A 22,393-nucleotide genomic window follows, 5' to 3' on the forward strand; every position below is an offset into this window, starting at 1 on the left:
GGGCGTGTCGCGGCTTGCATTGGCAGATCTGCCCGGTTGGGCAGGGGATGATCATGACCTCGCTCTGAGCGCATATCTGAGAACAGCAAAAAACGATGACTCCGCGCATGGTGTCGTGCCGGGTGATGCTAGGGCATTCCTAGAGCGATCCTATGATGCCGAGGTCGTGGCTGAGGATGCCGTGATGACGGGCTATTTTGAGCCGGTTTACGAGGGGGCGCTGCAAGAGAGCGATGACTGCCGCGCGCCGATCCACGGGCTCCCTGAGGGTTGGCAAACCGGAGACAGTTTTGCCACGCGCGCCGAGATCGAAGATGGTGATCTGCTTGAGGGGCGCGAGCTGGCTTGGCTGAAAAGCCCGCTCGACGCTTTCTTGCTGCAGGTGCAGGGCTCTGGCCGTGTACGCCTTGCCGATGGGTCGATGCGCCGTGTCGGTTATGCCGGAAAAAATGGCCACCCCTATGTTTCGCTCGGCAAGCTCCTGATCGAGAGGGGGCACCTCACCGCTAAAGATGCCTCCATGCAGGCGATACAGGCCTGGTTCTCCGATCACCCCGAATTAGGGCCGCGCTACCTGCGGGAGAACCCGAGCTACGTTTTTTTCCGCTCCCTTGATGATTTGCCAGAAGACTTGGGGCCGATTGGCACCGCAGGTGTGCCGCTGACGGCGCAGCGCAGTATTGCGGTTGATGAAGCCCATACAAGGCTTGGCGCTCTGGCCTATGTGGTGCCCAAGCACCCCGACACGGCGCCGCGCCTTTGCGTTGCGCAGGACACGGGTGGGGCGATCAAAGGTGCGGGGCGGACGGATTTGTTTTGCGGCACCGGAGCGCAAGCGGGCGCACAGGCAGGGCGGTTGAACACGACAGTCAACTTTTTTCGGCTCGTTCCCAAGGCGGTGCGATGAGCCGGAAAACACCAAAGCGACTTAGCAACGAAGATGAAGCGCTGTGGCGGAAGGTAGTGGAGAAGGCGACGCCGCTCACGAAGAGCCGTCCGAAACCTACGCCAACAGCAACCAAACCGCATCACGCGCCTGAGCCTAAGCCAAAATTCGTTCCGCAGCCTTTCACGATTGGGGAAAGGGCTGGCTCCACTGAAACGAAGGCCCAGGCGGCCAAACACGCTCCGGCGATGGATCGTAAGGCTTTCACCCGGATGAAGCGGGGCAAGTTGAAGCCGGAAGCACGGATTGATTTGCACGGCATGACTTTGGCCGAGGCGCACCCGCGGCTCTTGAAGTTCATCCACTCCACCCATGCAGATGGCAAACGGCTGGTCTTGGTGATCACCGGCAAGGGGCGCACGCGGCCGGATGACGAAGGGCCCATTCCGTCCCGTCCTGGTGTTTTGCGCCGACAGGTGCCCGATTGGCTAACGCGGCCGCCGCTGACGGCGCTGGTGCTGGAAGTGACCCCAGCCAACCTTAGGCATGGTGGCGAGGGTGCATTTTATGTGTATCTAAGGCGTAGCCGGTAGCCGTTTGCGCGCTGCCGTCAGCCCGATGGTGATATTCACTGCCGCGAAAACGAAATAGGCGGCGATCCAAGGCAGCTGCTCTTCAAAGTTGTAGCCGGCGTCAATGAGCCAACCACTGATGCCCGGCCCGATTGCAGACCCGAACACCATGATCGCTCCGGCGGCGGCCTTGATTGCCCCGATGTGGCGGGTTCCGAAAAACTCGGCCCAGTAGGATCCGGGCAGGGTGGCCTGAGCCCCGACACCAAGGGCGACCATGCCAAGCCCTGCCGCTGCCATGTGCAGGCTTTCCGCCTGCCAGAGCAGCAGGAAGCCAAAGGCGAAGGGCAACATGAAGAGCATCATCAGCCGGGCCGTGCCAAAGCGGTCAATCAGCGCGCCGGTGGTGAAGGTTGAGATGATGGCCAAGGTGGTGAACACCGGCATGAGCGCAACGTAATCGACCAGCGCCCAGCCCTTTATTGCTGCGAAATGGACTTGCTGGAAGAACAGCGAGGTGCCCCATGCCGCTGGCCCGAGCAGCACCGGGATGCTGAACCAGAAGAGAGGATGGCGCAAAACCTCGGCGCGGGTCCAATGGTGATTGTCCATGCCGGCCATCGGCGCGGAGCTGGCGACGGATTGAGGCGTTCTTTCGTTGCGCAGCAGAAGGGCCAACACGGGCAGCGCCGCCAGAATGAGGCCCGCTGCCACAACCCAGAGCCACCGCCAGTTCAATGTCAGCAAAGCTGCTGCGGCTCCAACGGGAAGAACCGCTTGCCCGAGGGCAAAGCCAAGCGACGAGATCGACAGCGCCATTCCGCGCCGACCGATGAACCACCGCGCCATGGCAACCACAGAAAGATGGCTGAACAGGCCTTGTCCAAACAGGCGGAGTGCGAAGATGACAAATACCAGAAGAAACGGCCCGGGGACGGTGGCCATGGCGAGGCAGGAGAGTGCCAGACCGGGCCCGACGATATTGGCGAGGGCGCGCACGCGGTAGCGATCGGTCAAGGCGCCGGCCCAGACCATCGCCAAAGCCGAAAGGGTTGTGCCGACGGTATAGATGAGCCCCCACTGGCCGTCAGAGAGCCCGAAGGTGCCCATGATCTCGCCTGCGAAAACCGAAATGAAGAAGGTTTGCCCGAAGGATGAGCTAAAGGAGAGCAATGCACCGGCCAGTAGGAATGGGGCATTGCTGCGCAGGAAGCCGAAGAAGCTCATGCGGGCGTTTATCGCGCCGAAGGACGGGGATGAAAAGCTGTCAGTTTCCGGCGAGGGCTGTGACGGGCGAGAGGATGATGGAGGTGGCGCTGCGCACCGTCAGAATTGTGCCGGGGAGGAGCCCAGCGCGGCCTGCATTATCGGTTCCGAAAGCGGCATCGACGGCACCGACTTGGCCAAGGATCTTCAACAGTGCCGGATTTTCGGCGGCCACGAAGTGATCCAGCCCGCCGCTCTGGAAACTGGAAACATCTATGAGGGTGACATCAAGGTCTGCCACGGCCTCTACATCCGGCAGGTTGCCAAGCCGGGCGGGGAGGCCGGTGAGGCGGGCAGACAGGCGCAGGGCCTTGTCTCGGCTGGAAGTGAAGATGATGAAGGGTTGCGGCAAGTTGCCGATCCGCTTGGCTTGGGTGCGGAACAGATCAACATCCAGATCGGGCGACATCAGTATGACGCCGTTGAGCTTGGGCAGCACTTTGCGATCACCGCGAATGGCCATTTGGCGTAGGGTTTCCATCACCACAAGCGAGCCCATCGAATGGCCGACAATGGTGATAGTCCGGGCACCGGATTGCGAGACTTCCTCCAGAAACTGCTCCAGCCCGTCTCGTGCAAACAGGGCACTGTCGCGGTCATAGGCGTAAGCCAGCGGGTTTTCGGCGGAGGGCCATGTGTAGCTGACAGGCAGATCGTCGATCTTGAGATCATGGGTCAACTGAGCGAGGCGGAAGACTGCGTCAGCGATGGTGTTGTTGTAGCCGTGAACATAGACGATCACGTTCCCCCGCGCCTTTGGCCGGGCCTTCAACGCCTGATGGACCGCACCACGAAATGTTTGTGGTGTCGCGTAGCGGTTTGCCGCCGTTGCGACGAAATCGCGCTGAACATCTGCGCCACGGCGCCGTGCGGTGCGCACTTCGCCGGGCTGCCTGTTGGGCGGAACGGACACGTCATAGGACAGGTAGCCAAGCGGTCCGCGCTCCGTGTAGCGGAGGGCCTTCTTTGTAGGGTCACGCTCCCGGGTGCTGCCGACAAAGATTGTGTAAGGCGTGCCGATCCCCACGGCGCTGGGCACGATCACCAGCGAAGCACGCGGGGCGCAGGCGGACAGTCCAAGAATCAGCAGCGTAAGGCGCAATAGACCAGTCATGGTTGCCAGATTATCGCGCCCGCACGGCAGGTGCCATTGCTATAGAACGTACCGCGACAAATCGGTGGAGCGGGAAAGTTCGCCAAGGTTCTCCTCGACATAGTCGGCGTTGATCTCGACCGCGTCGCCAGACTTGTCGGGCGCCACGAAGGAAAGCTCCTCAAAGACCCGTTCGATCACAGTGTAGAGCCGACGGGCACCGATATTCTCGACGCTCTGATTGACCTCTGCCGCGATGCGGGCAAGGGCCGAGATACCATCATCGGTAAAGCTCACCTCCACCCCTTCGGTCTTCATCAGGGCGGTGTATTGCCGGGTCAGCGCATTGTCGGTTTCGGTCAGGATCCGGACAAAATCCTGCTCGGTCAACGCTCGCAACTCAACCCGGATGGGCAGGCGGCCCTGAAGCTCGGGGAGCAGATCGGACGGCTTGGCGATGTGGAAGGCGCCGGAAGCGATGAAGAGGATATGATCTGTCTTGACCGGGCCATGCTTGGTGGAAACGGTTGTGCCCTCGATCAGCGGCAGCAGATCGCGCTGAACACCCTCGCGGCTTACATCGCCGCCACGTGTTTCGGCGCGGGCACAAACCTTGTCGATCTCGTCGATAAAGACGATGCCATTCTCCTGCACGGATTCAAGCGCTGCTGCCTTGACGGCCTCATCATCCAGCAGCTTGTCGGCCTCTTCGCCGATCAGCACGTCATAGCTTTCGGCGACGGTGAATTTGCGGCGCTGGGTGCGCCCGCCGAAGGCCTTGCCGAACAGATCTTGCAGGTTGCCCATGCCCTGCATCCCGCCGCCGGGTTGGCCGGGGATCTCGAACATCGGCATGGAGGGAGCGGGCTCTGCGATGTCCAGCTCGATCTCGGTGTCGTCGAGCTCGCCGTTGCGGAGCTTGTCGCGGAACATGTAGAGAGTTTTGCCGCGTGCGTCTTCTCCGGCGATGGCGCGCAGCACCCGCTCTTCGGCGGCTTCGCGGGCTTTCGACCTGACGTCTTCGCGCATCAACTCCCGGGTCTGGGCAATGGACGCGTCAACCAGATCGCGGATGATCTGCTCCACATCACGGCCAACATAGCCAACCTCTGTAAATTTGGTGGCCTCAACCTTGATGAAAGGCGCACGGGCCAGCTTGGCGAGGCGTCGGGAAATCTCGGTTTTGCCCACGCCGGTCGGGCCGATCATCAGGATGTTCTTGGGGTACACCTCCTCGCGGATGTCATCGGCCAGCTGCTTGCGCCGCCAGCGGTTGCGAAGGGCAACGGCAACGGCGCGCTTGGCGTCCTTTTGGCCGATGATGAAGCGGTCGAGCTCTGAAACGATCTCGCGGGGGGTCAGGTCTGTCATGCTGTCTGCTCTTTCGGCCGCGTCCAGGGCGGCAGGTTGTCCTTGCCGGGAAAGGTGGGAAGCACTGCCATGATCGCGCCGCGGATGCTTTCCCAGAAGGCACCGAGGGCCACGAGGAAGACGCCGAGCAGCAGGATGAAGGCCCATGTATTGCCTTCGGCTGCGAGTGCGGTGAGAGCCACCACATAGCCGATGCCGGAAATGAGGAAGGAGCGGCGGTCGATCACGATGGCGAAGAGCGCCATGAGCAGGAGGAAGCCGCTGAGGATGAGGTAGGAGGTAGCCCCGCCTTGGAGGAAGAGGGTGAAGGCCACAGTGTTGACGATGGCCGGAGCGGCAATGACATGGAGCCAGAACGCTTGACTGGCTCGACGGGTCACGCGGTGCGGGTCTGACATGTCGAAGCGCAGTGCGATGGCCAGGCCAAGGAGGCCGAGGGCGAGGGTGATCCAAGAGAATGCCGAATTGGCAGAGAGCAAAAAGACATCGCGGAAACTGTCTAGCTCGGGGCCATTGAGCGCCGTCAGCCCGAAGCATGTGGCGTAAAAACCCAGCGCGATGAGGAGCATCGCGAATGGCACGCGGAACGCGAGCCAGTAGAAGATGACCGAAAGGGTGGCGAAGGCCAGCATGATGACGGTGCGCACATCTGAAGAATCGGTCACCTTGGGGATGCCGCTATCGGGCACCATCCAGTAGCTCACCGCCCATCCGGCCTGAATTGCGGAGAAGGCAAACATGATGGCCAGCGCGATGGAGGGCGCAACCATCCTGCGCTTACGTGTGAAGTAGGACGCGAGGGCGACCAGCGTGGCCATGCCCGTGATGCCGCACAGCAGGAGCGAGGTCATGGAGCTGCTGGCGAGAAAGGTGGTAACGCCAGTGAGGCCCGTCCACCCTGCGTAGAGGATTGTCAGGCCGACGACGATGAAGATCTCGTTGAAGCCTTTGAACAGCTCAAAGGGCTCGTCGAGTCCTTGCAGGTTTTCGCGCGCACCCCGGCGGGCATCGGAGAGCGCAACAATGGCCGTGGCCTGCGCCTCGCTGATTTTGCCTGCACCGACGGCTGCCCGGATGTCATCGCGGGTGATGCTCATTTGCCAATTTTCTCAACGGTCAGGTTGCCGTTGGTGTAGACGCAAATGTCGGAGGCGATCTCCATCGCGCGGCGGGCGATGGCCTCGGCGTCGAGATCCTGATCTATGAGGCCGCGTGCGGCGGCCAGCGCGAAGTTGCCGCCGGAGCCGATGGCCGCGATGCCATGCTCAGGCTCAAGCACATCTCCAGCGCCGGTGATAACCAGAAGCTCCTTACCGTCGGTGACGATCAGCATGGCCTCCAGCTTTTGAAGGTACTTGTCGGTGCGCCAGTCCTTTGCCAGCTCAACCGATGCACGGGCAAGTTGTCCCGGTGTGGCCTCCAGCTTGGATTCGAGCCGTTCGAGCAGGGTGAAGGCGTCGGCCGTGGAGCCGGCGAAACCGCACACCACATCGAAACCGCCGGGGGAAATGCGCCGCACCTTGCGGGCAGACCCTTTAATGACCGTCTGGCCAAGGCTTACCTGCCCGTCACCGGCCACCACCACCTCGCCGTCCTTGCGAACGCCGATGATCGTTGTGCCGTGCCACCCGGGAAATTTGTCGTCCGCCATAGCGACCTCCATTTTATGGGGAGATATTTGCGGAGGGGCACGGGTGCAACCCTTGTTGCCCGGACGCTGGCCGCCTAGCCTGTGGCATGAGCGTGAAAACACTGCACATTCTTTTAGATGCGCCCAGCCTGAAACGGGTGCGGAACGGGACGTTCAACTTTTTTAACCGGGTGCAGGGGATCTTCGAGGCGGAGGGCTGGGAGGTTGTCACTTTGGGCGATGGCCCGGAGGAGCGAGCACGTGCTGCGGCCTTTGGCGGGCCGACCCTGACCCACATGGAAGCGCCAACACACGATGCCGCCCTTACCTGCCGCCGCGCCTACATCGGTGCGTTCTGGCGCATTGAAAAAACCTATGAGCGGTGGGGCTGGCCGGTGGCAAAAGCGCGTTTTGACCCGGGCGAGGTCGACCCGGAGGAGGCCGCGCGGTTCTTTGGCAACTGGCGGGCCTGGCAGTTTCAGCGCGGGGCGGATGTGGCGGATGATGGTTTTGTGCTGGTGCCGCTGCAGGGGCGATTGTTGGAGCGCCGCTCGTTTCAGTCGATGAGCCCGATGGAAATGATCGGCGAGGTGCTTGCGCGTACGTCCTGCCCGGTTGTGGCCACGCTGCACCCGCGCGAGGCCTACACAACGGCGGAACGCAAGGCGTTGGAGGCGCTGGAGCGGGCGCATGCGCGCTTTGAGGTTGCCGAAGGCGCCACCGACATGCTCTTGCGAAGGTGTTCCTACGTAGCGACGCAGAACAGCTCGGTCGCCTTTCAGGGTTACTTTCTTGAAAAGCCGGCCATTCTTTTTGGAGAAATCGACTTTCACCATATCGCCGGTTCGGTGCCGCGTGATGGGCTGCAGGCGGCCTTCGACAAGCTTCGTGAAGCACCGGACTTTGGCGCCTATGTCACCTGGTTTCTCACGCGCGACACTCTGAACGCCGGCAACGATACTTTCGATCGGGACTTGCCGAAGAATCTGCGGGCCCACGGCTGGCAGATATGAAAATGGCGCCTGAAGGCGCCATTTAACGTTCGCGATGGAATGCAATCAGATGGATTCGGTGATCCAGCTTTGCAGCGCGGCCTTGGGGGCAGCGCCTGTCTTGTTCGACACAACCTGACCGTCCTTGAAGAGGAACAGGGCGGGGATGCCGCGCACACCCATCTGGGCCGGGGCGTTGGGGTTTTCGTCGACGTTGACTTTGACGATCTTCACTTTGCCGTCGAGCTCGTCGGAAAGCTCCTCAAGCGCCGGACCGATCTGTTTACAAGGGCCGCACCACTCGGCCCAGAAATCCACCACGACGGGCAGATCAGCTTCCTTCACCTCAGTGTCAAAGGTGTCATCGGTAACGGCAACGGTGGCCATCTCGGCTCTCCTGATGATTTGCGGTTCGGGTGGGGAAGGTAGGGTCGCGCCTAGGGCAGGTCAAGCAGATGCAGTGGCTTTGAGTGCATTCGTCACAAGGTCGTGTGGAAGAAGGTCAATCCGGGGCTCACGGGTCCAGAGCAGGGCGGTTTGGACGGTGTGCTGGGGGTAAATTTGCGAAAGGGCGGAAGCATATGCGCCCATCTGAGCCAGAAGGCCGGAAGGTGTGTCTTCGATGCGAGCCGGAACGATGACGTTGGATTTGTAGTCGATCGCGGTGACATGAGTTTCGGTGACGATCAGCCTGTCGATGATGCCTTGCATGGGGCGTTCGCCGAGTTCGGGCAAGCGGGCGCAAACCGGCACTTCCACCAAGGCCTCACCGGCAAAGAGGCTGGCAAGCTCTGGCGCGGCGAGCACGGTAAGCGCTTCTGGCAGAACGTCGGAGGCCACGGTGGGCGCATGCGCCTCAAGCAGGGCAGCGGCGCGGCTTTGGCGCTCGCTGGGCGGAACATCCGGAAGATGCTCCAGCAGCATATGAAGGGCCGACCCGCGATCCATCGCGTCAGGGTTGCCGCTGCCCTCGGCGGGCAAGGTCTTGGGGCCCGGAACACTGGAAGGAGAGAGAATTTTGGCCGGGCGTGTAGGCGCGGGGAGTGGCGTGAGGATGTGGGACGGAAGAGTGGTGCCCTGCGCTGGCTGGCTATCATCGGCTACAATGTCTTCACCTGCCGGTTGCGCGTTTTGCACCCGGAGCCCTTGGCCGAAGGGAAACAGGTGAGACACCGCGCCGACCCGCTCCAGGGCGCTTTCGGTTCGGCGATACCAGTTTTCCTTATCTTCCTTGGCCTCACCTGCGCCGCAAACGATCAACCATTGCTCCGCGCGGGTCATGGCCACGTATTGCAGGCGCAGGCGTTCTTCCTCCTGCTTCTCCTTCAGCTCTTCGAATGATGGGCGCAGATCGGTCGGTATATCGGCCTTGGAGGGCTTCCAGAGCGGGGGCAGGCCTTCGAGCAAAACGGCCCCATCCTCGCGCGGAGGCCGCCTGTCGCCGCTTTCGGCAAGGATAACGATGGGCGCTTCAAGGCCCTTGGCGCCATGCACCGTCATCACCCGGATGGCGCGCCCGCCACTCTCTTGTCCGCGCTTGATATCAATCTCGCTGGCCTCCATCCACGCGAGGAAGCCGGTCAGGCTGGGGGTTTCGGCCTGCTCATATGAGAGTGCGGTGGACAGCAGCAGATCAATCGACTCTTCGGCCTCTGCCCCAAGGCGGGCCAGCAAGCGGGGGCGGCCTTGGTGGTGGGTCAAGATCCGTTCGAGCAGCTCGTAGGGGCGCAAGAACCCGGCGTGATCGCGCAGATCTTCGAGAATGCCCAGCGCTGGCTCCCCGGCCTCGCCGTGGTTGCGAAGCGCTTGCCAGAGCGTGCCCTTTCGCGGCTGCGCCAAACGATAAAGCGCGTCCTCGCTCCAGCCAAAGAGCGGCGAGCGGAGCGCGACGGCGAGCGAAAGGTCATCATCGGCGGTGTCGAGGAACGCGAGAAGGGCCAGCAAATCCTTCACCGCCATCGCCTCGGAGAGTTTGACTCTGTCCGCGCCCGCCACTTCCAGTCCGGCGGCCTTGCAGGCCCGGATCACCTCATGAAAGATCAGCTTGCGCCGCTGCACGAGAATAAGGATATCGCCATCGGTGATCCGGCGCGGACGAAAAGCGCCATCCACTGACTCATAGAGCCGTTCTTCTGCTTGCATGCGCAGGATCTCAGCCGCAATGCGCTCGGCCAGCTGCACCTGCGGGTCATCGGCGCTGACCATATCGACCGGAGAGAACCACGGCGACTCTTCCTCCTCGGACTTTTCAGGTTTGGGAATGAAGGGCCAAAGATCCACCCGGCCGGGCATATCTTCATGAAAGGCGATGTGGGTCAGGGCGCCGCCCATAGCGGGTGGTGCATCTGGGAAGGCGGCATCGACAACGCGCAGCACGGGAGCGGCGGATCGGAAGGAATATTGCAGCTCCATCCGCTGTGGCGGCGTCCCTAGCTGGCCTAGCCTGTCGGTGAAGGTATCGGCCATCCGCTCGAAGCCATCGGGATCGGCCCCCTGAAACCCGTAGATCGACTGTTTTTTGTCACCCACCACAAAGATGGTGCGCTCACCGGCCTCGCGCCGCCCGCTTCCGGCGGTGATTTCGCGGGAGATCAGGTCAATCACCTGCCATTGCTCGGGGCCGGTATCCTGCGCCTCGTCCACAAGGATATGGTCTATCCCGCCGTCGAGCCGGAAGAGCACCCAATCTGCCACCCCTTCATCGGTCAGCAGGTTGCGGGTCTTGAAGATCAGATCATCAAAATCCAACTCTCCCCGCCGCGCCTTGGCGGCGCCGTAGGCCGGCAGAAACGCAGCCGCAAAATCGTGCAGCGCAGCGGTGCGGCGGGCCAAGCGGAGCTGCTTGGCGGGTTCATGGGCAAACTCCACCCGGGCCATCAGCGCTTCGAGTTCATCCAGCAGGTCGGGGGGCATCCCTTCTCGGGTGGCCTTGGTCGGGAAGCTGCCGATCCGGGCTTGCCCCTCCTTCTGGCCAGACTGCGCGATGAAGCGCTTATCAAACACCGCAAGGCGGGCCAGCGGCTCTTGCGGCAAATCTGCCAAGCCCTCGGCCGCTTTTGCATCACTAGATGTTCCCCCTCGCAGGTGGGGGAGCAGGGCCGTTATGAGATCGTCTTCATCGCCGTTGAAGACCTCGTTGAGCATCGCGGCTTCCGTGTAACCGGGCGGCAAGCCCAGAGCGTTTGCGATGCTTTCAAAGCTGGCTGGCTCGGCAAAGGCTTCGCGCTGGCCAGCGAGACGGGCGCAGAAGGCCTCTACCTCCAGCCCCGAGAAGAGGGCGGCGAAGGCATCAAACACAAGCGGGTGAGATAGCGCCACCTCATCCAGCGCCTCACGGAGCCGGGCTTTGGCGGTGACATCATCAAGCTCTGTGAAGCCGGGTGGCACGCCAGCTTCAAGCGGGAAGCGACGCAGGATCGCCGAGCAAAAAGAGTGGATCGTCTGAATTTTCAGCCCGCCCGGCGTTTCGATTGCGCGGGCAAAGAGCCGCCGCGCCTTGGCGAGGCGGTCTGGGCCAACCGGGGAGGCCTCGCCAACCGTTTCGAGCGCCTTGCCAAGCGTGGCGTCGTCCAACATCGACCAGGTGCCGAGCCGGTCGAACAGGCGATTTTGCATTTCGGCAGCAGCGGCTTTGGTGAAGGTCAGGCACAGGATGTTTTGCGGTGGCACGTCGCGCAATAGAAGCCGCGCCACGCGGTCTGTCAGCACGCGTGTCTTACCGGAGCCTGCATTGGCCGAAAGCCAAGTGGACATCTCCGGTTGCGCGGCGCGGATCTGGGCGGCGGAGGCTTCGTTGGGTGCTGTCATCTGCCTACCGGAATGGTTTCTGGCGCGGTGGTATCGTCCCATTCGCCGTAGCGGGAGAGGTGGTCATAGTCGCTGGAGTAGCGCAGGTGTTGGGGTGCACGGCGGGCGGTGTAGCCCTTGGCGGGGTCTTCGTAGCACTGGATCAGCGCCGCGAGATCCTGTAACATGGCATCGGGCCTCCAGACGCCCTCTTCAGTTTCGAGGGGCTCTTCGCGTGAGTTGCCGGGGTTGCCCAGCGCGATATAGCCCACCCGCTCTGCCCTTCTCTGACCAAGCCCGGGGAACCCGCCCGCCTCTGCGATGGCCGCTTCGATCAGGAGTTGCTTGTCGAACGCCTCCACCTCCTTTTCTGAGGGCGGCTTGGTGCCGGATTTGTAATCCATAACAGCGCACCCGCCGGAGGTGAGGCTATCAATTCGGTCAGGCTTTGCTGCGACGGTGAAATCGACCGCTTGCAGGGGCACGAAGCCCTCTTTTTCGATGACCACCGGCTTGCCCTGCGCCTGCCACTGGGCCTCCTTTCGGATCAGGTCGGGCACCACAGCCGCCAGCTTGCCAAGCCAGAGCCGCCGCGTTGCGGGCCAAGGGATGTGCTCGGCAATGACCTCTTCAGCAAGCGCGACGAAGGCGGCAACGGTATCTTCAACTGGGCCGTCGAAGGCGAATTCGCGCCTCAGGGCGCGCTCCATGACCATGTGAAGGACGGTGCCGCGAAGCGCAGCGTCCGGCTCGGGCGAACGGGAGCCTGCGCGACGCAGCCTGAGCACATGGCGGGCATAAATTGCATAGGGGTCGCGGATAAGGGTTGAGACGGCAGTGACAAAAAGCTTGCGCGGGCGTGCCTCAACAGGCGGTGCGGGCGAGGGCCTGGGGGCAGGCAGGGGCGAGAGTGCGTGCTCGGTATGGTGCGCCAAGGCGGTAGAAGTGGCGAGCAGGCTTTGGCCGCGCTTGCGCATGGCAGCAAGGGCCTGCTGCCCCGGTTCGCCAAGGCCGGTCAGCAGGTTGGTAAAACGGTTCAGCCAGCGGGAGGGCACGGTTTCGGCTTCGGCGCTGCGCGCGCTGCGGCTCAGAATAACCTCTGCCGCCCCCATGGCCTGCTGAAAATCATGCGCAGCCAGCCCAACGCGCCGCTCCGGCAGCAGCATTCCGGCCTCGCGGCGCATGGCGCGGTTCATCCAGGGGTCTTGCGGCAGGCTGGCGGGCCACGTGCCCTCGTTCAACCCGGCGAGGATGCACAGATCCACCACACGGGTGCGCGCCTCGATCGTGCCCCAGATCGAGATGAGCGGGTGGGCGATTGGGGCTTCACGCACGTCCTTTTCTGCCAGAATGCGGCGAATAAGGCCGGAATAGTGACTGTTTTCCAAATCGCCCGCATAGGGCGCAGCCTCTGCCAGCTCATCAAGCGCGGCGCGCGCGGCTTCTCCCGGCTCCTTGAGCCAGAGACCACCAGAGCCGGTTTGCCCAGGGCCGGCGGCAAGGGCTTCAGCAAGGGCAATGTGATCGGCAAGGCGCGTTTCGACGGGTTGCGCGGGGCGTGTTGTCGGGGGTAGCAGAAGGTCAGAGACCCAGGCCGCCCAAGCGCGCGCCTCCTCAGCCCCCTCGCCCTCTTTTATCCAACCTGCGAGGTTTTCAGAATCCAGCCGGGCCACGCCATTGCGTCGCGCCCAGAGCTCAAAGCGCCCGGTGTTGAGCTGATGCATGCCACGGACGGTCGGGCTTGAGGCGGTAAGGGGGTGCTTGAGCAGCGAGAGCGCCGGTGCGAGTTCCAGCGGCTGCCCGAAGAGCGCGGCGGTTTCGATCAAGAACCGCCCCGGCGCGATTTGGTGCAAAGGCAGGCCCGCAGAATCGTCGGGCACAATTGCCCAGCGCTCAAGCGCAGCGGTGACTTGCCGGGCAAGCGTTCTGTCCGGTGTGACGAGGGCGGCTGATTTGCCTTGCCCCGCGGCCTCACGGAGAGCCAGCGCAATGGCCCCGGCTTCTTGGCGCGGTGTCGGTGCTTCGATCAGGGTGACCGTCTCGGTGGCGTTTGGGAGTTCAGGCATAAGCTCGGGCCCGTCCCGCCGCCATTGGTCGGTGACGGGTGCGGGGCGGAGGGCGAGGGAGACCAGCCGGTTGCGTGCAGGGACAACGGGCGGTGTATTTGCCCACATTGCCATGTCTGCCGGGCTTAGGCCGAGTGAGGCCAGCAGGGCCGCGAAACGATATTGCGGATGGTCCTCTTCCGGTATGCGATCTTCGCGCAGGGCAGATGAAAGCAGTGCCTCCCATATGGCGCTCGGCATTTCTGCATCGACGCCCGGAAGGATCACCGCGCCTTGGGGCAGGCGGGCGACGGCCTCCATCAGGTGGCGGGTTGTGCCGCGAGAACCGGTGGAGCCTGCGACGATTACAGGATCGGTTGGTGGCTGCTCAGACCAATGGGAGAGCAGTGCGGCGAGGGCATCTCTGTTCAGCGCGGATTGGCTGCGAAATGCGCCGCTGTCTTCACCGGAGAGGATGGAAATCAGCTTGAGGCTGCGTGCCCAATGCGCCGAGTGATCGCCCACGTCGAGGTTGGCGAGGCTTTCAGGGTCCACGCCCTCATCGCGCATTTCATCGAGCAGTGCAGCGAGGCTGGTGGCGAGGTCGAAGGCGGCGGCGGGAGGGGCAAGGTCCGGCTGAAGCTCGATCAGCCGCGCGATGGCTTGCCGAAGCTGGAGCCGTAGCCGAAGCGACGACAGCGCCGGATCAAGGCCAGTGAGCCGAGTGTCGGAGGCAAGATCTGTCACCAGCCGAATCTTCGGCATCAGCCGGGCCGGCCCTTCGGCGAAACGGTCCAGCAGATGGCGGCGCATGCGCGTGGTGTTCACAAATACCGTCACCCGCCCCCATGCCTCCGGCGGGGCACCCTCAAGGCGGGTTTCCAGCCCGTTCAGCAGCGCTTCGCCGAAATCCACACCAATGGGTGTGGAGAAGAGGCGGGGCTTTTCGGTTGGCTCAAACATGGCCGGACTCGGCAAGCATGGTTTCGGCCTCTGCGATTCCGCCGGGATGGCCCACATCGCACCAGCCACCCCCGTGCACAACGCCATGTAGACGCCCGGCGGGTTGCATCACGTTCCACAGCTTGTTGAGGGAAAAGACGTGATCGGGGATCGCCGCCAACCCGTCGGTCTTGATGATTTGTACACCGGAATAGACATAGCCCGCACCGCGCGTGAGTTGCCCCGTATCATCCAAGGAAAAGTCACCTTGGCCTGAGTAGCCGCGCGCTGATGGGACCGGGATGAGCAGTAGCAGGGCGTCCATGACGTCGGGGGCCCATGCTGCGCGCAGGGTGTCGAGCGGGTTTGAGCCTGTCCACACCGCATCGGAGTTGAGGGTGATGACAGGGCCACTGCCGAGCCGTGGCAGGGCATTGCGCAGGCCGCCCCCGGTGTCGAGAATTTCGGGCTCGTGGATCACGTAAACATCACGACCGGCGAGATGGCTGGCGATTTGCTCGCCGAGGTAATGCGTGTTCACCACCACATGCGGCAGCCCGGAGGTGAGGGCGAGTGCGTGATCCAGCAACGGCTGGCCCGCGACCTCAATCAGAGGCTTTGGCCGTGTTTCGGTGAGTGGGCGCATCCGTGTGCCGAAACCGGCAGCAAAGATCATGGCGGCTTGCGGCGGGGTCATTTGGCAGACCTGCGGATCCGCTCGATGCGCTCTGGTGTGGGCTCAGGCAGGGTGGAGAGAACGGCCTCTCGCAGCGTTTCAAGGCTGGGATGTGACAGGTCGTCCATGAGGAGAGACCAGACGCGAGGCATCATAGAGAGGTAACCGGGCTTTCCAATATGGGTGCACAGCCGCGCGAACATGCCCAATATGCGAAGGTTGCGCTGGGCACCCTGAGCCGCGAGCGCCGCGGTGAAGCGCGCCTCCTCTTCCCCGGTTACATCGAGATAATGGCGGATGGCGGCCTCTCGGACAGGTGCGGAAATCTCGCGGCGAACATCGCCGATGAGGGATGCAAAATCGTAGGCCGCGTGGCCTGCGAGGGCGTCCTGAAAATCCAGCAAGCCAACGCGCCCGGCGCCGCTGCGCTCCGGGAGCCAGATCAGGTTTTCGGCGTGGTAATCCCGGTGGATCAGTACGGGCGGGCTCATGTCGGAGGCCAGCAGGGCCTCTTCCAGCGCCGATGTCAGCTCCAGCCAGCTGTGGTGGATGACCGGCGCTTCGGTGGCGGGCGCGTAAAACTCGGCGGCGGGGCTGATGGCCAGCGCCATTTCGGCTGGTCCATAGGGTTGGAGTCCGTCCGGCAGCGGAGCGTTACGCAGGGTGATGAGCACATCCGTCGCGGCGCGGTAGAGGTTTGCTTCGTTGCCGGGCTCCTTTTCGGCGAGCCGAGCCAGAAGGCCGTTGCCAAAATCCTCCATCAGGATGAGGCCGTTTTCCGGCTCTGTCGCATAGATTTCTGGCGCAGAGAGGCCGATGGCCGAGAGATGCCGCCCAATGCGGAGAAACGGCTGAAGGTCGCCGCCCGGATCGTTCATCAGAACGGCGCGATCCGGCCCGCTGGAGAGCCGCTCGTAGCGGCGAGAAGAGGCATCGCCCGCGAGGGCCTCACGATGGGCATCGGCCCATCCGGCAGAGGCCAGGAAGGTTTCAACGGTGTTCATGTGGCTGCCTCAAGCACTGCGCCTAGGCGTTTAGCCCAGCGCTTTGGCCCATTAACTACAAGGTTGCGGGCTTCCGGTTCATCGGCGGGTGTGAACTCCAGCGTCAATGCGTTGGATGGCGGCTCTGGCAGTCGGTCGGGCCATTCAACAAGGCAAATGGCCTCTTCAAAGGCCGCTGCCAGCCCAAGTTCCTCAACCTCATCGGGACCTGAAAGGCGATACAGGTCGGCGTGCCAGATCTCTGCGTCGGGGAGGGGGTAGCTTTGCACCAGCGTGAAGGTGGGCGAGGGCACATCCTCAACAGCATCCGCGCGGTGCATCCGCCAGCGGATCAGGGCGCGGGCAAAGTGGCTCTTTCCGGCACCGACCGGCCCGGCAAGCAACAGAACATCGCCAGCGCCAAGCTTGGGCGCGAGGGCCTCGGCGAGGCGGGTTGTCTGCGCGGGGGAACCAAGGTGCAGGGAGAGGGGAAATGAAACATCACGGGTCATCGCCGCCAGACTATCCGCCGCGCCGCGCAGGGCAAGGCCGAACGGCACATGGTCAGGCTTGAAGTGAGTGCGACTTTTCCTCTTGGGCCGAACTGCCCAGACCATCCTTAATCTTGAAGCCAACCAAAGCTGCGCCACCGGCGACGGGCGCAAATCGGCAAGTCACGCCTCCCCGCTCCGGGGTGTCGAGCTCAACGCGCCAAGGCCGCCGGTCATCACGGCTACACAGAAACCTTGCTGCGCGTGACCACAGCGCCTCATCGTCCGACAAGACAGACCAATCGCGCACCGCATCTTGCACCGTGATATCAGAGAGTGATCCGGCCAAATCACAATCCCACAGCTCTTGATAGGCGCGGTTGCACAGCACCATCGAGCCGGTGTGTGCGAAAACGGCGATAGCTTCGTCCAGACCATCCACAACTGCTTGGCCCATCTCCAATTCGGAGCGAAAGCGGCGGGTGAGCGACATTTCAGCGGAGATGTCTTCAAACAGGAAGGCTATCGCCCCATCCGGGTGGGGTTGCCCGGTGACCCGATAGGTCTGGCCCGTGGGCAGCGACCAAATTTCCTGGTGCATCCCTTCGGATGCCGCCGACTCCAGCTGTGCAATGCTCTCGCGCCAGCTCTTGTAGTCTTTCGGCTCCGGCATTCTCTGCGCCTCGCGGAGGTGGTCGAGAAAAGCCACGAGGGTTGGGCGGGATGAGAGAAACGGCGGCTCCAGCGCAGACAGATCGGTGAGCGCGGGATTGAACAGGGCGAGTTGCCGGTTTTTGTCAAAGACGGCGAGGCCAGTGGGCAGATCTGCGAAGGTCTTGGTCAGCGTCTGCAAAAACTCGATACGCGAGCGCTCTGCCTGCACGAGCCGGTCGGCCGGGGTGGCAAAAACAAGGGCCTCGTCGCCAATCGGGCGGGCCGTGCAATCATACCAGACCACCTGCTCGATGTAGGGCACGGTGACGGAAACACGATGCACCACATCATCGTCGCAGTCGAAGAACGTGTGTGGGAAAGCGCGGGGTAAGGGCCATGCCAAAGTAGTGCGGTCAGGGTGCATCCGGTAGAGCAGGTCAATATATGCGCCGTTTGCCCATGTAACCTGACCGTCGTCATCCTCGCGCCATGCCAGAACGGGCGCATCATCGACAACCGCGCGAAGGCTTTCCAGCTCTTCAGCCATGGCAGCTACGGAAAAGCAGTCATAGGTCTCGGGCTCCAGATCGTCTCCCTCATGCAATGAAAACCGGGCAAGACCGCTCTTCCATTCGGCCTCAAGCCGCGATGCGCCGTCACGGGCGCGAAGCTCCATCACCCCGACATCGGCAAGTTTGGCGGCTCGGGCACCAATATCAGGGAAGCTGCCTGCGAGCAGAGCGAGGAAACGGGGCCAGGGCGGCAGCGCTTCTGGCCCTTTCGACAGAAAATTCTGAGCCTCTTCGGTGGCGTCGACCAACTGTTCTTCCTCGAACAAAAAGGTCATTCCGCCGCTTTCGCGCCCGAGCCGATCCCATGCAATGCGGCGCTTGGGCTGCAGGTAATTTACCGCCAGAAGGGCAATGAGCGCTGTTCCGAAGGAAGTCACCACCAAGAGCAGCGCGAACGTCCACGACAATTCGCTTAACAATTCCGTTTCTCCCCAAAAGGGAAAACTGTTCCCTAGATCCGATGAAAAGCGAATCTGGTTAACCGCTGGTTAATTTGTCGTTCCGCGACGTCGTTAACCTAACGTCAATGTGGGGTTACGTCTGAAACGGACGGTTGAGCCCCAGCGCGGCACGGGTTTCATCCTTTTCCGCCACCAAGCGCGCGCGCGGCCATGTGGCCTCTACGATAGCGCCGCTCCTATCGGGGCGTTCCTCCGGTGCTAGGAACGGGTCTGAGCCGTTGGCGAATGTGAGCTCTGCGCCGACCCGCTCAAGAAGGGTTTTGGCAATGAAGAGCCCAAGGCCCATGCCCTCATACTCAGGACGTTTTCGGCGCTCTTCCGCGCTGCGCCGCCGCCGCATGAACGGGTCGCCGATGCGGCCGATCAGGTGAGGCGGGTAGCCGTCGCCATCGTCGATTACGCGCACGGTAATGCGGCGCGCCGTCCATCGCGCCTCGATCCAGACGTGACCGGCAGAAAAATCCACAGCGTTCTGAATCAGGTTGCGCATGCCGTGTATCAATTCGGAGCTGCGGTGCACTTCAGGCTGCTGGTCTTCCGCCTCGTTGCCCGGGCCCGGCTGCAAGTCAAAATGCAGCGCCTTGCCCCTGTCTTGATGCGGCTCGGCGGCCTCTTCCAGCACGGCGCCAAGCGGTGCTGTTCGCATGTGAAGGTCGTCTTTGCCGACGCGGCCCATGGCGCGCAGTATTTCTCGGCACCGGTCGGCCTGCTCGGCGATGAGCTGAGAATCCTCCAGCAGGCTCTCTCGGTCCGCGTCGGCCTTCAATTCATCGGCCATCTCCGAGCTGACCAGCTTGATCGTTGCCAGCGGGGTGCCAAGCTCATGGGCCGCTGCCGCCACAACGCCGCCAAGGTCGGTCAGCTTTTGCTCACGCGCGAGTGCTAGTTGCGTGGCCAGCAAGGCATCGCCCATCGTCGCAATCTCGGTGGTTACCCGCCGAGCATAGAGCGCGAGGAACGACACGCCGATGACGATCGCCGTCCACGAGCCGAAGAGAAAGATCGAGGGCACCCGCAACACGAAGCCCTGAACGGTGCGCAGGGGCAGGTAGCCAAACGCCACGAAGGTGACGAGCCCGATGGCGGCGGCACCGACGATGAGCACGGCGTTTAGGCCCAAGGCGGTAGCGGCGATGGTCACCGGCGTCAGCAAAAGCAGCGCAAAAGGGTTGTGCAGCCCGCCGGTCAAATAGATCAGAAAGGCCAGCTGCGCGAGATCGAAGAGCAGCATCAGCATAGTCTCGGTCTCGTTCAGCCGCTTGTTCGCCGGATAGATGAACATGGCTACGAGATTGGCGATGACCGACATGCCGATGGCCAGCACGCAGAGCCCGATTTCCAATTGCAGATCGTACCAGAAGTGAGCGATGGCGATGGCAGCGCTTTGCCCGGCAACTGCGACCCAGCGCAGCACGATAAGCGTGCGCAGCCGGATCCAGTTGGCCCGGTGCGGGTGCTCGAAGAGCGTTTGAGGGGGGCCGGTCTCGGGCATGTGAATTGCGGCTGGAGCCTTTGGTGTGACAGTCGGACCCATTGATAGCCCGGTGCTGCACCGGCAGCAAAGGGCAAGACGGCGAAGGAGAGCGGAGCATGCGAACGGCGATTTGGGCAGGAGCGGCGGCAGCGGCCATTTGTGGCGTGATTGGTGTGACGCTCTGGAAGGTTTACCCCGGTGCGCCGAGTGATGCCTTTGCCGAATGTGCCGGGGGGGCCAGCGGTGCGAGTATCGGTGGGCCGTTCGAGTTGGTAAATGCCAGCGGAGAGACGGTGACGGACAAGGATGTCATCACCGAGCCCGCCCTGATCTATTTCGGTTACACTTTTTGCCCCGATGTCTGCCCTCTCGATACCGTGCGAAACGCCGAGGCGGTGGATATCCTTGCCGAGCGCGGTTACGCGGTGACGCCCGTGTTCATCAGTATCGACCCGGCGCGCGACACGCCTGAGGCGGTGGGGGATTTTTCGGGCAATATCAGTGAGAAGATGGTGGGCCTGACCGGGAGCCCCGAGCAGGTTGATGCCGCCTCCAAGGCCTATCGCACGTACTACAAGGCCCATACCGAGGACGACCCCGACTACTATCTCGTAGATCACTCCACCTTCACCTATCTCACCCTGCCGGAGACCGGATTTGCAGGCTTTTTCAAGCGCGAGTTGACGGGGGAGCAGTTGGCGGATCGGGTGCAATGCTTCCTCGACGCGGGATAACCCGTTGTGCGGAAAGGCTTGTGGCGGATTTGCCGCCCGTATAGCGTGATGCAACCATTGGACGACGAGCGGAGGGGTGCGCGTGGCCGAGCGTGATCTCAAGGAGATCGGGGAAGACAAATCCCTTCTTATCGTGGATGACGATGAACCTTTTCTGCGGCGTCTGGCGCGGGCGATGGAGAAACGCGGCTTTGAGCCGGAGATGGCGGGGTCGGTTGCCGCCGGCAAAGCCATCGCCACGGCCCGCCCCCCGGCATACGCCGTGATCGACCTGCGGCTCGAAGATGGTAACGGCCTCGATGTGGTTGAAACCATCCGCGAAAAGCGACCCGATGCAAAGGTTGTTGTGCTCACCGGCTATGGTGCTATCGCCACCGCCGTTGCTGCCGTGAAGATCGGGGCGACGGACTATCTTAGCAAGCCGGCTGATGCCAATGAGGTGACCGCTGCCCTGCTGGCCAGCGCCGACGAACTGCCGCCGCCGCCGGAAAATCCGATGAGTGCCGACCGGGTGCGCTGGGAGCATATCCAGCGGGTCTATGAGTTGTGTGATCGCAACGTCAGCGAGACCGCGCGCAGGCTTAACATGCACCGCCGGACGCTTCAGCGGATCCTCGCAAAACGCTCTCCGAAGTGAAAAATCAAATGGGCCACAACCCATGCACATCCCGTGCACAACCCATGCATACGAGAATTTGGCCTCTGGTGATTCTGCTCGCAGGCTGCACCACATCTGGTGAGGCGCCGCGCCCGGTGGGCAAACCTCTTGGTTACGAGTTGCGCCAGACCGGTGTGGGCGTTCCGGGCTCGCCACAGGAGGTGAGCTTTGACCGGGTGCTGCCGGGGGCGGAGACCTCGCTTGCCAAGCTCGCCGGGCCAGTGACCGCGCGGGAGAGCTGCGGGCCGGGTATGACGCGGATCACCTTTCGCGACGGGCTGGTGGCCACCTTTCGGGGCCGTGAATTTGTAGGCTGGCGGAGCGAGGGGCGCAGCGTGGGTATGACCTGCGGCTGACTAACCGGCCAAGAGGTTGGCGCAGGCGATCCGGGTGAGTTCGGCGAAGAGCGGTTCGATCCGGGCGATGGGTTGCTCGGAGCCAGCGACGTAAATGGCCAACATCAGCGGCGCGCGTCCTTGCGGCGGATGAATGATGGCAAAATCCGAGCAGCACCCGCCCGGGCCGGTGCCTGTCTTGTGCCCGACCTGCCAGCCGGAGGGCACACCGGCACGGATGCGCTTGGCCCCGGTGGAAGCAGCGCGCAGCCAAGTGAGAAGCTGGGCGCGGGAGGCCTCGGAAAGTCTCTGTTCCAGCAGAAAACTGCCCATCAAAGAGACCATGGCCGTAGGTGTTACGGTGTTGGCGGGATCGCCCGGCGCAAAGGTGTTCAAGGCAGGTTCCCACGCGTCGATCCGCGCGTCGGGGTGGGCGAGCCGGGTTGTAAAGCTGGAGGGGCCGCCGACGGTGCCGAGCAACAGATTGGCGGCTGTGTTGTCGCTGCGCCCGACGGCGGCGGCGCAAAGTTGGCCAATGGTGAGCGAATTGCCCTGCGCGGCGGCGGTGACAGGGGCGTAGTTGAGAATGTCCGCGGCGCGGATGGGTATGCGGCGATCGAGTCGCTCCGCGCCAGTGTCCACACGTTCGAGCACGAGGCCCGCCAGCAAAGCCTTGAAAGTGGAGTTGAACGGAAAGCGTTCGTTGGCGCGCCACCCAGCGCGGCGGCCTGTGGCCGTGTCGAGGGCCAGTACACCGAGCGAACCTTGTGCC

Annotated in this window: 19 protein-coding genes and 1 pseudogene; 6 read left to right on the forward strand and 14 right to left on the reverse strand. The window is 62.8% G+C overall.

All coding sequences use genetic code 11. The features are described from left to right. Positions 1-184: 184 nt before the first annotated feature. Positions 185-907, forward strand: a complete 723-nt coding sequence (locus ACXAG6_RS02765) for an MltA domain-containing protein (RefSeq protein WP_475334783.1) — start codon at positions 185-187, stop codon at positions 905-907. Continuing rightward, on the forward strand, positions 904-1,479 hold the full coding sequence (locus tag ACXAG6_RS02770) for a Smr/MutS family protein (RefSeq protein ID WP_475334785.1): 576 nt from the start codon (positions 904-906) through the stop codon (positions 1,477-1,479). Before ACXAG6_RS02765 ends, ACXAG6_RS02770 begins: the two co-directional genes overlap by 4 nt. Here ACXAG6_RS02770 and ACXAG6_RS02775 read toward each other — a convergent pair. Genes ACXAG6_RS02775 through hslV form a run of 5 tightly spaced genes read right to left on the reverse strand, consistent with a single transcriptional unit; the run spans position 1,462 to position 6,839 of the window. After that, a complete protein-coding gene (locus ACXAG6_RS02775) occupies positions 1,462-2,685 on the reverse strand; it encodes an MFS transporter (protein WP_475334788.1) in 1,224 nt (407 codons plus the stop codon). The genes ACXAG6_RS02770 and ACXAG6_RS02775 overlap by 18 nt on opposite strands. A 40-nt stretch (positions 2,686-2,725) precedes the next feature. After that, positions 2,726-3,838: an alpha/beta hydrolase gene (locus ACXAG6_RS02780; RefSeq protein WP_475334789.1), complete on the reverse strand. Its 1,113-nt coding sequence runs from the start codon at positions 3,836-3,838 to the stop codon at positions 2,726-2,728. Positions 3,839-3,877: 39 nt separating this feature from the next. Further along, the gene (gene hslU, locus ACXAG6_RS02785) at positions 3,878-5,188 is read right to left on the reverse strand and encodes an ATP-dependent protease ATPase subunit HslU (protein WP_475334791.1); all 1,311 of its coding nucleotides are present in this window, start codon (positions 5,186-5,188) and stop codon (positions 3,878-3,880) included. Then, the gene (locus ACXAG6_RS02790) at positions 5,185-6,285 is read right to left on the reverse strand and encodes a hypothetical protein (protein ID WP_475334793.1); all 1,101 of its coding nucleotides are present in this window, start codon (positions 6,283-6,285) and stop codon (positions 5,185-5,187) included. The genes hslU and ACXAG6_RS02790 overlap by 4 nt, the downstream gene beginning before the upstream one ends. Further along, a complete protein-coding gene (gene hslV, locus ACXAG6_RS02795) occupies positions 6,282-6,839 on the reverse strand; it encodes an ATP-dependent protease subunit HslV (protein WP_475334796.1) in 558 nt (185 codons plus the stop codon). Before hslV ends, ACXAG6_RS02790 begins: the two co-directional genes overlap by 4 nt. A gap of 86 nt (positions 6,840-6,925) precedes the next feature. Here hslV and ACXAG6_RS02800 point away from each other — a divergent pair, with 86 nt between their 5' ends. Next, positions 6,926-7,831 (forward strand): hypothetical protein, encoded by a 906-nt coding sequence (locus ACXAG6_RS02800; protein WP_475334799.1) that lies wholly within the window; start codon positions 6,926-6,928, stop codon positions 7,829-7,831. A gap of 45 nt (positions 7,832-7,876) precedes the next feature. Here the strand turns inward: ACXAG6_RS02800 and trxA are convergent, their stop codons facing one another. The 8 genes from trxA to regB all read right to left on the reverse strand — a co-directional run bounded on the left by trxA (position 7,877) and on the right by regB (position 19,912). Further along, positions 7,877-8,197, reverse strand: coding sequence for a thioredoxin (gene trxA, locus ACXAG6_RS02805; protein ID WP_140012523.1), 321 nt, complete (start codon positions 8,195-8,197; stop codon positions 7,877-7,879). Between the two features lie 60 nt (positions 8,198-8,257). Then, positions 8,258-11,617 carry a double-strand break repair helicase AddA gene (gene addA, locus ACXAG6_RS02810; protein WP_475334802.1) on the reverse strand — a complete coding sequence of 1,120 codons (3,360 nt, stop codon included), beginning with the start codon at positions 11,615-11,617 and terminating at the stop codon, positions 8,258-8,260. After that, positions 11,614-14,604: a double-strand break repair protein AddB gene (gene addB, locus ACXAG6_RS02815; RefSeq protein ID WP_475334804.1), complete on the reverse strand. Its 2,991-nt coding sequence runs from the start codon at positions 14,602-14,604 to the stop codon at positions 11,614-11,616. Before addB ends, addA begins: the two co-directional genes overlap by 4 nt. Beyond that, positions 14,597-15,280 carry a nucleotidyltransferase family protein gene (locus ACXAG6_RS02820; RefSeq protein ID WP_475334806.1) on the reverse strand — a complete coding sequence of 228 codons (684 nt, stop codon included), beginning with the start codon at positions 15,278-15,280 and terminating at the stop codon, positions 14,597-14,599. The genes addB and ACXAG6_RS02820 overlap by 8 nt, the downstream gene beginning before the upstream one ends. Further along, positions 15,277-16,263 carry an aminoglycoside phosphotransferase family protein gene (locus ACXAG6_RS02825; RefSeq protein ID WP_475334809.1) on the reverse strand — a complete coding sequence of 329 codons (987 nt, stop codon included), beginning with the start codon at positions 16,261-16,263 and terminating at the stop codon, positions 15,277-15,279. The genes ACXAG6_RS02820 and ACXAG6_RS02825 overlap by 4 nt, the downstream gene beginning before the upstream one ends. Continuing rightward, positions 16,260-16,754, reverse strand: coding sequence for a tRNA (adenosine(37)-N6)-threonylcarbamoyltransferase complex ATPase subunit type 1 TsaE (tsaE, locus tag ACXAG6_RS02830; RefSeq protein ID WP_475334811.1), 495 nt, complete (start codon positions 16,752-16,754; stop codon positions 16,260-16,262). Before tsaE ends, ACXAG6_RS02825 begins: the two co-directional genes overlap by 4 nt. Positions 16,755-16,806: 52 nt before the next feature. Beyond that, positions 16,807-18,366 carry a PAS-domain containing protein gene (locus tag ACXAG6_RS02835; RefSeq protein ID WP_475334813.1) on the reverse strand — a complete coding sequence of 520 codons (1,560 nt, stop codon included), beginning with the start codon at positions 18,364-18,366 and terminating at the stop codon, positions 16,807-16,809. 127 nt (positions 18,367-18,493) lie between these two features. Then, positions 18,494-19,912: a sensor histidine kinase RegB gene (regB, locus tag ACXAG6_RS02840; RefSeq protein ID WP_475337907.1), complete on the reverse strand. Its 1,419-nt coding sequence runs from the start codon at positions 19,910-19,912 to the stop codon at positions 18,494-18,496. Between the two features lie 98 nt (positions 19,913-20,010). On the opposite strand from regB, the gene ACXAG6_RS02845 reads away from it, so the two are divergent. The 3 genes from ACXAG6_RS02845 (at position 20,011) to ACXAG6_RS02855 (ending at position 21,642) form a co-directional block, all read left to right on the forward strand. Then, positions 20,011-20,628 (forward strand): SCO family protein, encoded by a 618-nt coding sequence (locus ACXAG6_RS02845; RefSeq protein WP_475334815.1) that lies wholly within the window; start codon positions 20,011-20,013, stop codon positions 20,626-20,628. 82 nt (positions 20,629-20,710) lie between these two features. Continuing rightward, positions 20,711-21,265 carry an ActR/PrrA/RegA family redox response regulator transcription factor gene (locus ACXAG6_RS02850; protein ID WP_475334817.1) on the forward strand — a complete coding sequence of 185 codons (555 nt, stop codon included), beginning with the start codon at positions 20,711-20,713 and terminating at the stop codon, positions 21,263-21,265. A 68-nt stretch (positions 21,266-21,333) separates the two neighbouring features. Then, positions 21,334-21,642 (forward strand): hypothetical protein, encoded by a 309-nt coding sequence (locus tag ACXAG6_RS02855; protein WP_475334819.1) that lies wholly within the window; start codon positions 21,334-21,336, stop codon positions 21,640-21,642. Here ACXAG6_RS02855 and bla read toward each other — a convergent pair. Then, positions 21,643-22,380 (reverse strand): annotated as a pseudogene (bla, locus tag ACXAG6_RS02860) (class A beta-lactamase); the annotation flags it as partial. It lies immediately after the preceding gene. Positions 22,381-22,393: the final 13 nt, after the last annotated feature.

The organism is Vannielia sp. ABF1_015, assembly GCF_056160745.1.